This is a genomic window from Caenimonas koreensis DSM 17982, assembly GCF_009646335.1.
In the GTDB taxonomy this organism is placed as follows: Bacteria; Pseudomonadota; Gammaproteobacteria; order Burkholderiales; family Burkholderiaceae_C; genus Ramlibacter; species Ramlibacter koreensis.
The window spans coordinates 18411-30376 of the sequence record NZ_WJBU01000009.1 but is presented as its reverse complement, the minus strand read 5'-3'; the positions used below and the strand labels follow the sequence as shown (position 1 = coordinate 30376).

Annotated in this window: 12 protein-coding genes and 1 other RNA gene; 4 read left to right on the top strand and 9 right to left on the bottom strand. The window is 64.8% G+C overall.

Features of this window, described 5'->3' with window-relative positions; genetic code table 11:
• Positions 1-5: 5 nt before the first annotated feature.
• From GHT07_RS09820 to dapF, 3 genes are read right to left on the bottom strand one after another with little or no spacing between them, the layout of a single operon-like run.
• Entirely contained in the window at positions 6-926 is a 921-nt protein-coding gene (locus GHT07_RS09820; protein ID WP_323740867.1) for a tyrosine recombinase XerC, read from the bottom strand.
• 13 nt (positions 927-939) lie between these two features.
• The gene (locus GHT07_RS09815; RefSeq protein WP_228488276.1) at positions 940-1617 is read right to left on the bottom strand and encodes a DUF484 family protein; all 678 of its coding nucleotides are present in this window, start codon (positions 1615-1617) and stop codon (positions 940-942) included.
• Between the two features lie 11 nt (positions 1618-1628).
• Positions 1629-2501 (bottom strand): diaminopimelate epimerase, encoded by an 873-nt coding sequence (dapF, locus tag GHT07_RS09810; protein ID WP_153584906.1) that lies wholly within the window; start codon positions 2499-2501, stop codon positions 1629-1631.
• 59 nt (positions 2502-2560) lie between these two features.
• On the opposite strand from dapF, the gene GHT07_RS09805 reads away from it, so the two are divergent.
• Together GHT07_RS09805 and GHT07_RS09800 are read left to right on the top strand one after the other, a co-directional pair.
• Positions 2561-4198, top strand: coding sequence for an MBL fold metallo-hydrolase (locus GHT07_RS09805; RefSeq protein WP_153584905.1), 1638 nt, complete (start codon positions 2561-2563; stop codon positions 4196-4198).
• 15 nt (positions 4199-4213) lie between these two features.
• Positions 4214-4939, top strand: a complete 726-nt coding sequence (locus GHT07_RS09800; RefSeq protein ID WP_153584904.1) for an RNA pseudouridine synthase — start codon at positions 4214-4216, stop codon at positions 4937-4939.
• A gap of 17 nt (positions 4940-4956) precedes the next feature.
• On the opposite strand, the gene rnpB is transcribed toward GHT07_RS09800, so the two are convergent.
• The 3 genes from rnpB to GHT07_RS09785 form a co-directional block, all read right to left on the bottom strand.
• An RNA gene (gene rnpB, locus GHT07_RS09795) (RNase P RNA component class A) lies at positions 4957-5286 on the bottom strand.
• Positions 5287-5334: 48 nt separating this feature from the next.
• Positions 5335-5805, bottom strand: a complete 471-nt coding sequence (locus GHT07_RS09790) for a DUF2269 family protein (RefSeq protein ID WP_153584903.1) — start codon at positions 5803-5805, stop codon at positions 5335-5337.
• Complete coding sequence (locus GHT07_RS09785; RefSeq protein WP_153584902.1) at positions 5802-6908, bottom strand: saccharopine dehydrogenase family protein; 1107 nt, start codon at positions 6906-6908, stop codon at positions 5802-5804. Before GHT07_RS09785 ends, GHT07_RS09790 begins: the two co-directional genes overlap by 4 nt.
• A 112-nt stretch (positions 6909-7020) precedes the next feature.
• Here GHT07_RS09785 and GHT07_RS09780 point away from each other — a divergent pair, with 112 nt between their 5' ends.
• Both GHT07_RS09780 and GHT07_RS09775 read left to right on the top strand, forming a co-directional pair.
• Positions 7021-8670 carry an NAD(P)/FAD-dependent oxidoreductase gene (locus tag GHT07_RS09780; RefSeq protein WP_153584901.1) on the top strand — a complete coding sequence of 550 codons (1650 nt, stop codon included), beginning with the start codon at positions 7021-7023 and terminating at the stop codon, positions 8668-8670.
• 45 nt (positions 8671-8715) lie between these two features.
• Positions 8716-9636 carry a hypothetical protein gene (locus tag GHT07_RS09775; RefSeq protein WP_153584900.1) on the top strand — a complete coding sequence of 307 codons (921 nt, stop codon included), beginning with the start codon at positions 8716-8718 and terminating at the stop codon, positions 9634-9636.
• Between the two features lie 11 nt (positions 9637-9647).
• On the opposite strand, the gene htpX is transcribed toward GHT07_RS09775, so the two are convergent.
• The 3 genes from htpX to GHT07_RS09760 form a co-directional block, all read right to left on the bottom strand.
• A complete protein-coding gene (gene htpX, locus GHT07_RS09770; RefSeq protein ID WP_153584899.1) occupies positions 9648-10520 on the bottom strand; it encodes a protease HtpX in 873 nt (290 codons plus the stop codon).
• A gap of 67 nt (positions 10521-10587) precedes the next feature.
• Positions 10588-11370 carry a DUF3025 domain-containing protein gene (locus tag GHT07_RS09765; RefSeq protein ID WP_323740866.1) on the bottom strand — a complete coding sequence of 261 codons (783 nt, stop codon included), beginning with the start codon at positions 11368-11370 and terminating at the stop codon, positions 10588-10590.
• A gap of 3 nt (positions 11371-11373) precedes the next feature.
• Positions 11374-11964 carry an energy transducer TonB gene (locus GHT07_RS09760; protein ID WP_153584898.1) on the bottom strand — a complete coding sequence of 197 codons (591 nt, stop codon included), beginning with the start codon at positions 11962-11964 and terminating at the stop codon, positions 11374-11376.
• Positions 11965-11966: the final 2 nt, after the last annotated feature.

The window sequence follows — 11966 nt, the reverse complement described above, 5'->3', positions numbered from 1 at the left end:
GCGCGTCACTTGCCGCGCTTGGCACGCGGATGCGCCGCGTCGTAAGCCTTGGCCAGATGCTGGAAATCCAGCCGCGTATACACCTGCGTCGTCGTGATGTTCGCGTGACCCAACAGTTCCTGCACGGCACGCAAGTCACCGCTGGATTGCAGCAGGTGGCTCGCAAATGAATGGCGCAGCATGTGCGGGTGCACGGGTGTGGCCAGCCCCGCCATCAGGCTTCGCCGCTTCAGCCGCTGCCAGATCGACTGGGCTGTCAGGCGTGTGCCGTGCCTGCCGATGAACAGCGCTGTTTCCGTTTGAGGGACCTGGTTTCGCACGGCCAGCCACGCTTGAAGCGCCTCCAGGGCTTTGGTGCCTACCGGCACGCTGCGCCGCTTGCTGCCTTTGCCCAGCACGTTCGCTTCGGCAGACGGCAAGTCGATCCACCCACGTGCTGCTGCACTGGCCTGCACATCGAGCCCCACGATTTCGCCGACGCGCAGGCCGCAGCCATAGAGCAGCTCGACAATTGCCACGTCGCGCGCTTGCAGCCATGGGTCTTCGTCGTCGCTGCGATGCTCGGCGAGCTGCACCGAATCATCGACGCTGAGTGCCTTGGGCAGCGGCTTGGGCGCCTTGGGCGCACGCACATCCTGCACCGGGTTGCTCGCGACCAACCCTTGCTTGCCCAGCCACACATAGAAGCCGCGCCAGCCCGACAGGATCAGCGCAATGCCGCGGCCGCTGCGCCCTGCGCTGTGCATTTGCGCGACCCAGCGGCGGATGTGCGCGTTCTGCACATGGGCAAGCGCAACGCCTGCGGCTGATGCGTTGTCCAACAGTCGCTTCAAGTCGAGCGAATACAGCTCGACGGTGCGCTGCGCGAGCCGCTTTTCGACACGCACATGCTCGAGGTACTTCTCGACGAGCGCGGCGTCGTCCACTCTGCAGGCTTCCTTACCTGGGGCGCAAGCGCAGCAGCGCGGCGCTTGCCAGCTCGGCGATGCGTTCGAGGAAATCCGTGCCCATGCCACTCTGGTAGCGCTGCGGATCGGGCGACGCGAGCACCAGCATGCCGAAAGCAGGGCCAGCGTTGTTTGCCGCGCCTTCGCGCAGCGGCAGCAGCGCAAGCGACATCGCTATCGACGGGTTCTCGAGCCAGCCCGCGGCCTCGAAGCCGGAGTTCACGCCGCAATACGGCTGGCTGAGCGACGCAGCGAGCGTCTTCGCGTCGTCGCTCACGCCCTCGGCGAACACGTCGCCGCCGTAGCGAGCATCGACATCCCACATCTTGATCGCGACCTGCGGCACCTGGAACTGCGCAGCGAGTTCAGCTGCGATGGTGGCGGGCAGCGCCCTGCCCGACTGCACGGCGAAGATCGCACGCGCCCAGCGATGCAGGCGGTCGGAGATGATGACGTTCTCGGTGCCGTTGCGCACCATGTCCATCAGGCGGTGCTCCAGCGCCTTGATCTTCTCGCGCAGCATCTCGGCCTGGCGCTCCTGCAGGCTCACTGCGCGATTGCCGTGCGGGCTGGTGAGCTGCACGGTCGCGAGCAACTCGGCATGGCGTGAGAAGAAGTCAGGCGTGTTCGCCAGGTAGTTGGCAATGTCGTCTTCGGTGATCGGGTTCATGTTTTCGCTTGTCATTGATCGGGTACCTCGATTTCGCCTTCGAACACAGTCACGGCCGGGCCAGTCATGAGCACCGGCTCGCCGACGCCGTTCCATTCGATCGTCAGCATGCCGCCGCGCGTTTGCACATCAACGCGGCTTTCCAGCCGGCCCAGGCGGATTCCGGCCACGACGGCGGCGCATGCACCCGTGCCGCATGCGAGGGTTTCGCCGGCTCCGCGCTCCCACACGCGCAGCTTGATGAGCGCGCGATTCACGACTTCCATGAAACCCGCGTTCACGCGCCTGGGAAAGCGCGGGTGGTTTTCGACTTGCGGCCCCACGGTGTGGACGGGCGCGTCGTCAACACTCGGCACCTCCTGCACGGCATGGGGATTGCCCATTGAGACGAGAGCCACGGCCACCTTCGGCGAAGCCGGGTCGGCGCCGAGCGCGAGCGTCCATTTCTCCCAGGTGCCGGCTTCGTGCGGCGAAAGCCCGGCGCGGTCAAAAGGGATCTGGCCGGCCTCGAACACCGGCGCACCCATGTCCACGGTCACGCGCCCATCCGGGTTGAGCCGCGGCTCGATCACGCCGCCGAGCGTCTTGACGCGCACGCGGTCACGATCGGTCAGGTGCTTGTCGCTCACATAGCGGACAAAGCAGCGCGCGCCATTGCCGCACTGCTCCACTTCGCCGCCGTCGGCGTTATGGATCACATATTCGAAGTCGATGCCCGGCGCGGGCGATAGCCGCACGGACAGCACCTGGTCGGCGCCAACACCGAAGTGCCTGTCGGCCAGGAAGCGGTACTGCGCGGGGGTGAGCTGCAGCAGGGCGCGTGTCTCGTCGAGCACGACGAAGTCGTTGCCGGCACCCTGCATCTTGGTAAAGCGAATCCGCATGGCGCGATTATCGGGCCACGGCGCAAGGCCACAGCGCCGCGGCGCACCGATAATCGCGCATGGTCCGAACCACGCAGCACCTCCACCCCCAGATCGAACCTGCCCGGCCGCGCCCCGCCGCCACCGTGCTCCTGCTGCGCGACACGCCGCATGGCATCGAGGTGTTGATGACGCGCCGTTCCGCCACGGCGAGCTTCGCGCCCGGTGCGTATGTCTTTCCTGGCGGCACGATCGACGCGGCGGATTCGCAAGCCCACGCCTATGCCACGCGTCGCGCCACCCAGAGCGACGAACGCCTCACCCAAGCCATCGCCGCGATTCGCGAGAGCTTCGAGGAACTCGGCGTGCTTATCGCGCGCCATGCCGATGGCCGCGCTGCAGATGCCAGCGACATTGCTGCGCTTGATCGCCATCAGCCACTGGCCGCCCAGTGCGCGCAGCGCGGGCTCCTGCTCGCCGCCGACGACGTGTACTTGCTCGCGCACTGGATCACCGATCGCGATTTGCCGCGCCGCTTCGATGTGCAGTTCCTTGTGGCGCGCATGCCCGAGGGCCAGACGCCCGTCGCCGATGAAACTGAACAGTTCGAGCCGTCATGGGTGCGGCCCGCGCAGGCGCTGGAGCGGCACGAGGCGGGCACGTTCTTCATGATCTTCCCGACCATCCGTACGTTGCAGCGGCTCGCAAAGTTCGAGTCCGTGCAGGCCGTGCTCGACGCATGCGCAGGCGAGCAACCGTTGTGGACGAGCTGCCCGCGCGCGGGCTTCGTGAACGGCGCGGATACGCGCTACATGGAAAGCGACATGCCCTTCGGCGAGCTGGCACTGGTCAGCCCCGACGGGCAGCTCGTGCATCACCTGGACTGGCGAGTGGGCCAGCCGGTGCCGCTGCTCAAGAACGTGACGCGTATCACCGCGCCAAATCCGGGCGTGATGACGGGGCCGGGCACCAACAGCTACCTCATCGGCGACCCGGCCACGGGCTACATCGCCATCGACCCCGGCCCGAACGAGCCGGAGCACATCGAGCGCATCTGGCGCGCGGCAAATGGCGACATTCGCGCGATCATCTGCACGCATTCGCATGCCGACCATTCACCGGGCGCGCGGCCGTTGCAGGCGTTGTGCGCCAAGCCGCCGTTGATCCTCGGGTTGCCTTCTGCACCCACGGCGAGGGCAGCAAGCGAATTCACGCCCGACCGTTCGCTTGCCGATGGCGACGACGTGTCGGTCGAAGGCGCCGGCGTGAAACACACGCTGCGCGCGATTCACACGCCGGGCCACGCGGCCAATCACCTGTGCCTCGTGCTGGTCGAAGATGGGCTGCTGTTCTCGGGTGACCACGTGCTCAACGGCAGCACAACCATCGTCGACCCGCCCGACGGCAACATGAGCGACTACCTCGACTCGCTCGACAAGCTCACGGCTGCGTGCGGGCAGTACGGCATCGAATTCATCCTGCCCGCGCACGGACACGTTCTGGGCTTCGCGACGCAAGCCATTGCGCAGCTGAAGGCACACCGCCTGCAACGCGAAGCCAAGGTCATCGCGGCGATGCAGGCGCTGCCGCACGGCTCCATGCAAGACTGGGTTGGCGTCGCCTACAACGACGTGCCGCCGCGCATGTGGCCCATCGCGATGCGCTCGCTGCTGGCGCACGTGCAACGTATCGAGTCGCTCGGACTGGCTGCTCTATGAATGCGCGGTCCGCCCATGGCTGAACCCATACGCCTGGCCAAGCGCGTCGCGGCGCTGGCGCAGTGCTCGCGGCGCGAGGCCGAGCTGTTCATCGAAGGCGGCTGGGTGCGCGTGGATGGCGTCGTGGTTGAGGAGCCGCAATCACGCGTCGCGGAACAACAGAACGTGGTGATCGACCCGCATGCCGTGGCTGAAGACGCGCAGCCCGTCACGCTGCTGCTGCACAAGCCTGTTGGCATGGGCTACGACGAAGCGCAGAGGCTGCTCACGCCCGCCAACCACGCGGCTGAAGCTGGAACTTCAGGAGGCGCTTCGCCGCGCATTCTCAAACGGCATTTCGCCAAGCTCGCACCGATGCTCGACATGCCCGCGCAGGCCAGCGGCCTGGCCGTGTACAGCCAGGACTTCCGCATTGTTCGCAAGCTGACTGAAGACGCGCTGCTGATCGAACAGGAACTCGTGGTGGAAGTCAGCGGCACGATCCGTGACGGCGGCATGGCGCTGCTCGCGAATGGCCTGGCGTATCGAGGCTGGCGCCTGCCGCCCGCCAAGGTGAGCTGGCAGAGCGAGACGCGGCTGCGCTTTGCGATCAAGGGCATGGACCCTGCGCTCGTGCCGTGGATGTGCGAGGAAGTCGGCCTGCGGCCGCTATCGATGAAGCGCCTGCGCCTGGGCCGCGTGCCGCTGGCGGGGCTGCCGCTCGGGCAGTGGCGCTATCTGCCTGCCGACGCGCGGTTTTGACGCGGCCGGCGCAATAAGTGTGAAGTCCGCCGATAAGCCGGATTTTGTGTCGCTTGCATCTTCTTTCGAAGGTGCAAGCGTGACCGCCATTACTCTTGGCTGATCGTCGCCGATCAGCTCGGTGCTACCTACCCGCCAGCTCTGCGGAGCCACATCAACACTGGCCTACTTGGTATTGCTGCGCGTAGAGATTGCCCGTTTCACCCGAACTCAATCGGCTCGTCTCTGTTGCTCTGATCCTCACCTCACGGTGGACAGGTGTTACCTGCTACGCTGCCCTATGCAGTCCGGACGTTCCTCCAGTGCCTGGTTTCCCAGATTGCACCAGCGGCGGTCTGGCGGGCTTCACCAGCGCATTATCGGCGACCTTGGCATCGCAAGGGCAACCGCGTGGCTTACCAGGTCGGCTTGAACACCATCAGCCCAAAAACGGCGATCAACGAACAGAAGGCGGGCACGCCCAGCCAGAACCATGCACGCGCATAGGCGCGGTACTGCGCGGGCAATGGCGAATTGCCATCGTCGGCTGCCCGCGCCAAGTCGCGCATGCGAAGCTGCAGCCAGACAACCGGCAGCCAGCAGCCACCGGCCACCAGGTAGAGGCCCTGCGACACCAAGAGCCAACCGCTTGCAAGCGGGTACCCCGCGACCCACGCCATCGCAAGGCCAGTGACCGGTTGCAGCACGACCGCCGGCAGGGTGAACATCCAGTCGGCCAGCACCGTCCGCTCGTTCACGACGCGAATCACATGCACGTCACCCGCTCGATCTGCCATCCACTTGAAAAAGGCAATGCCGATGCCGGTGCCGAACAGGACCGTGGAGCTGACGACATGCAGCCATTTGAGAACGAGATAGGTATTCAAGCGGGCAGTTCCTGGATGTCGAAGCGTTGCAGCGCCGCGAGGTAGTCCTTGACGCTCAACTGGCCCATGCAGGCCATCGCACCCGATGGCATCGGCAAGCCGGCCGCGAGTTTGCGGGCGAGCGCAATCGAAGCGCCGCAAGGTATCCATGGCCCGTGGTTTTGCGCGGCGACCAGATGCCAGTCGAGCTTGAGCTTCTCACCGTCATGCCCGGTGCCTTCAAGCGACACGAACATCCCTCCCTTGTCGCTGATCCACGGCTCCATCCACGCGCTCATGGCATGCAACGGCTGCGCGAGAGAAACCAGGCTGGGCAGCAGTTGCAAACGCACCAGCCATGAAGCGCACCACACGAACAGGTGCCCGAGGGTGCCGGCAAAGCCCGCCTGGAACCTCACGGTTTTTACCCCCGGATAGCGCTCGGGGAACAACAGGAGGTCGGGCACGTTGATGCTGCTCAGCCACCGCGGGCCAACAGGTTCAGGAAAGCGGTAGCGCCGCAAGTTCAGCCAGCCCCACTGCGGCACCCAGCGGCCGCGCTGAAGCCACCGGAACGGCTTGCCGCAATAGCTGAAAACACCGCGCATGGTGGCAAGGCCCGGCGAGCGAGCGCCCGATCCGATGCCGTGCCTGATCGTGTCGAGCTGCCTGAAGCGGGGCAGGTACTGGTCCACCACCGCGGACGAGAGCGCCGGCAGCGAACTCGCCCCGCTCGTCACGAACACGCCTGCCTCACGCGCGGCTTGATCCAGTGCGCCGATGCCGGCGACAAAGTCGCGACCGTCTGCCAGGTCGATGTAGTTCGCGCCGGCCGCAATTGCAGCGCGGGCCACTTCATAGCCCTGCCCTTGAAAGGGCCCCGCGGTATGAATGACGGTCTTGACGCCCAGTTCAACCAGACGCGCTGAGAGATCAGGGGCTTGCGCGTCGAGGGTGACGGCCTGATCTGCGGCAAGACCGAGTTCAGTGGCGAATGCGAGCGCCCTCTTGCCATCGCGCCCCGCGACCAGGACGCGAATGCCGGAATCGGCGGCAAGTTCCTGGCAAATGCGGCTGCCGAAAAAACCGTAGCCGCCAAGAACCAGGATCGTGTGCTTGCCCATGGATGTTGAACTTTGAAAACAAGCCGCAGTCCACAGGGCTTCACGGCAGTATTATCGGCGACCCCTCTTGCCACTTCCCTTTGCCCGTTAACCATGGGCCGCAAGGACAAGCATGATCCGCCTTTCTGAAATCAAGCTCACGCTCGCGCAGGCCGAGCAGCCCGAGCCCAACCTGCGCGCTGCCGTCTGCGGCGTGCTGCACGTGCCGCCCACCGACCTTGCCAAGGTCGACGTCTTCAAGCGCAGCTTCGACGCACGCAAGGCCGAGTTGATGGTCGTGTACATCGTCGACGTGACGCTCGCTGATGCGTCGAAGCAGGCTGCCCTGCTCGCGAAATTCGACAAGAACCCGCACGTGACAGTGACGCCCGACATGGTGTGGCGCGCACCCGTAACCACGCAGGCCGCGCCATCGCCACGGCCTGTCGTCATCGGCTTCGGCCCCTGCGGAATCTTTGCAGCGCTCGTGCTCGCGCAAATGGGCCTCAAACCCATCGTGCTCGAACGCGGCAAGCCCGTGCGCGAACGCACGAAAGACACCTGGGGCCTGTGGCGCAAGAACGTGCTCAACCCCGAGAGCAACGTGCAGTTTGGCGAAGGCGGCGCAGGCACCTTCTCCGACGGCAAGCTCTATAGCCAGATCAAGGACCCGCGGCACCTGGGCCGCAAGGTGATGGAAGAATTCGTGAAGGCTGGCGCGCCCGAAGAAATTCTTTATGTCGCGCATCCGCATATCGGCACGTTCAAGCTGGTCAAGGTGGTGGAACACATGCGCGAGCAGATCATCGCCATGGGCGGCGAGATCCGCTTCCAGCAGCGCGTGGTCGATCTTGACCTGCAAGAGACACGTGACGGCAAGCAGCTGCGCGGTCTTGTCGTGCTCGACCAGGTGACGGGGCAAACGAGCGAGCTGCGCTGCGACCATGCCGTGATGGCGCTGGGTCACAGCTCGCGCGACACGTTCGAGATGCTTCATGCGCGCGGCGTGTTCCTCGAAGCCAAGCCGTTTTCAATCGGCTTTCGCATCGAGCATCCGCAGGGCGTGATCGACCGGGCGCGGTGGGGTCGTCACGCAGGCCACCCGTTGCTTGGCGCGGCGGACTACAAGCTGGTGCATCACGCGAGCAATGGCCGCTCGGTGTACAGCTTCTGCATGTGCCCTGGCGGCACCGTGGTGGCTGCGACGTCGGAGCCTGGCCGCGTGGTGACCAACGGCATGAGCCAGTATTCGCGCAACGAGCGCAACGCCAATGCGGGGATCGTTGTCGGCATCTCTCCCCTCGACTATCCGGGCGGGCCGCTCGCGGGTGTCGTGCTGCAACGCACGCTTGAATCACAGGCATTTGCGCTGGGCGGCGGCACCTATGAAGCGCCCGGGCAGCTCGTTGGCGACTTCATTGCTGGCCGTGAATCAGCGCAGCTCGGTGACGTGATGCCGTCGTACAAACCCGGTGTGAAGCTGGGTGACTTGCACGCTGCGTTGCCTGAGTACGCCATCACCGCCATCCGCGAAGCGCTCCCCGTGTTCGGCAAGAAGATCCGCGGCTTCGACATGCCCGATGCCGTGCTGACAGGCGTTGAAACACGCACATCGTCGCCGCTGAAGATCACGCGCGGCGACGACTTCCAGAGTTTGAATGTGCGCGGCCTGTACCCGGCCGGTGAAGGCGCGAGCTACGCGGGCGGGATTTTGTCGGCCGGAGTCGACGGGATCAAGGTGGGCGAGGCGGTGGCCGTCAGCATCGCTCAGCCCGGCAGATAAACTCCCTCCAGGAATTTAGTCAAAAGACCTCAGGAGGGAAAATTCATGTCGCCAACCCTTGGCAAGTTTTCGCGCGTCGTTTGCGCGCTCGTCCTCGCGCAGCTCGCCGGCTGCGCCAGCTTTGAATTCACCAAGCCCATGCCCGTGCAAGCCCAGCCGGTGGCGATCAAAGTCTCGGGCGAAGACCTTTCAGCATGGAGCGACATGCCGCTGGGCGTGTACCGCGTGCCCAACAGCCAGGTCGTGATCTCGGGTCACCAGACGGGCCAGGCCGGCGCACTCCTGTTCGGCCTGATCGGTGTCGCCATCGTGCACTCCGCCAATGCAAGCGCGGGCGCCACCATGATTCGCGACGCGGAAAAGCAGCTCAACATCAACCTGAACAAGCCACTGCAAGCAGAGGTTGACCGCCTCGTCGCCGCAGGCGCCTTCGGCCCCTCGGTCAAGGCGGAGCCCGCCTCGGCGAAAGTGATGCTCACGCCCGCCATCGTGCTGTCGTATGTCAGCGCGCAGGAACTGCGTCCTTACGTCGTCATCCGCACCAGCCTGGCCGGGGCCGATGGCAAGCCGGTCTGGAATACGCGCTACATCGCGTCGAGCGGCGCGGCGCGCCCGCTTCTCGGCCTTGACAGCTGGCTCGAGAACGATGCCGCACCCTTGAAGGCCTCCATTCAGCGCAGCCTTGAACTGGCTACGGGCACATTGGCCCGCGACATCGCCAAGCCGTTCCCGCGCGTTGAAGACCAGTTTTCGGTTGTCGAAGGTCACTTCCCGTTCGTCAAGCCGCGACTGCACGTGAAGGGCTATCCGGCGGCGGAAGACGAATCGACGGTGACCTTCATCCCGAAGATCGGTGACGTGATCGTCTTCGCCGGCGTGAACGTGATGGACAAGTCGGTGATCAAGTACCGGCCCGCCCTCAAGGACGACGTCATCTTCAAGATCGTCGAAGACGCCAAGAAGTAAAGGCGCTGGAATCAGCCCTGCGCTGCCTGCAGCGCAGCAATGCGCTCTTCAATCGGCGGATGCGTCGAGAACAACTTGCCGACACCCGAGGTGATGCCCATGGCCTGCAGGCTCTTCGGCAATTCGCCGGGCACCATGCCGCCCAGGCGGGCCAGTGCATTGATCATGGGCTGCTTCTGGCCGAGCAACTTCGCAGAACCCGAATCAGCGCGGAACTCACGCTGGCGCGAGAACCAGGCAACGATGATCGCGGCCAGGAAGCCCAGCAGGATGTCGAGCACGATGGTCGTGATGTAGTAACCAATGCCAGGGCCTGAACGGTTGTCGCCCTTCGACAGGAAGCTGTCGACCGCGTAACCGATCACACGCGACAGGAACACGACAAACGTGTTCATCACACCCTGGATCAGCGTCATGGTGACCATGTCGCCATTCGCGATGTGCGCGACCTCATGGCCGATCACTGCTTCGACCTCTTCACGCGTCATGCCTTGCAGCAGGCCGGTGGAGATGGCAACGAGCGCGCTGTTCTTGAAAGCGCCAGTGGCGAATGCATTGGGCTCGCCTTCGAAGATGCCGACTTCCGGCATGCCGATGCCGGCCTTGTCGGCAAACCTGCGAACGGTGTCGACGATCCATGCCTCATCGGCATTGGAGGGCTGGTCGATCACCCTCACGCCCGAGCTCCACTTGGCGATTGGCTTGGACAGCAGCAGCGAAATGAACGCGCCACCAAAGCCCATGATGAAAGCGAAGCCCAGCAGCGCGCCGAGGTTCAGGCCGTTCGCGGTGAGGAAGCGATTGACGCCCAGCAGGCTGGCAACAACACCCAGCACCAGGACGACAGCCAGGTTGGTCACGACAAACAGAAAGATGCGTTTCATAGCGGTAGTTTTCTCCGAGGTAAGCGAATGCCACCTCGCGCCTCAGATAGGGCCTGTTCGGGCCGATTCAAGGGCGCAAGGCCTCGGGTCGCACTGTTGTCATTTGGTTCTGCCGCCCCGCTGGCCGAAAGACCAGGCGGTCATCATAAAAGGAAATATCGCTGTTACACGGGTGCCAGCCCGGCACGCCAGAAAGGGGCAGCGGCGTGAAGGGTTTTTCTGCCAGCCTGGCGTGCGTCAGTTGGGCAGCCAGCCACGCGTCGTCGTCACCGGCGCTCGCGGGCGCATCTGCGCACCAGACATGCGCCGTGATCTCCTTGCGCGGCGACGCCATCTTCTCCAGCAAAGCGTGACCGAACAAGACGATACGGGTCTCGGCCCACAGCGAGCGTAAGTCGATGAACAGCCGCTGCCAGTCACGCGCCACCAGCGCCTGCCAGATCAGCGCCGGCGCATGCAACAGTGCGCCGTTTTCATCGAACACGGTCATCGCGTCGCGCACAGGCCCGCGGGTGGTGCCTTCGCCACCGCAACCAACAGCGCGCAGCTGATCGCCATGCAGCGCATTGAGCCGCCGCTTGGCCAGCGGAAACTTCAGCCACACGAGGGCGTTGAAGAAGTCATGCAGGTTGTCGCGCGTCGGGCAACGGTTGGTGCGCAGGATGAATGCCTCATACGCCTCGCCAGCGGGCAGTTCGTCTTGCGCGACAAACTGCAGCGGCGCCGATGGCTCGCGCGCCAGCGCTTCATGCAGCGCAATGCCTTGCCCGTGCATCTGCGCGATGCGCTCGCCCGGCCCGCGCCACGGCGTGAACCAGTGCGTTGCCCAATCAATGCCCAGCGAGGGCACCGCCTACCTCAGTTCGAGCGCCACGCGGACCGGAAACCCCATCCGGCACGGCGTGCCGTCGCACAAAGCGGGCTTGTATTGCTCGAGCATCAGGATCGACGCAACGGCGCGAGCGATCTTGGGATCAGGCGCCTCGAAGACAGATACCGACTCAGGTTCGCCCTTGGGATTGACCTCGACAAACACCGAGACCGTGCCCTGTACCAGCAGGACGTTCTGAGCCACGGAAATCGCGCGGTAGACCCTGCCCAGCCCGTTGGCAGGAAACGGCGGCTCGTCGTGCGGCCCCAGCCGCTGGTATTGCGACTTGAAAAGCGCCTGTTGGTCGGGCGTGAGTTCGTCGTAGCGCTTGTCGAAAGGGATCGAGCCCGTCACGATGTTGCGGCGGATATTCGAGCCGGTCTCGGCCACATCTTCACGAATGCTGTAGCGCGGCGCGTTGGCCCTGTCGGGCACCGGGGCGGCACTGGTCACGAAGCCCTGGCGGATATGCGGCGAGAGATCAGGCGCATCCAGCAGCGTGGAGCCCGCCTGGGCCCAGCTGGCAACGTGCACGAGGCAGCCGAACGCAATCAATGCAAAACGGGTAAGCATGG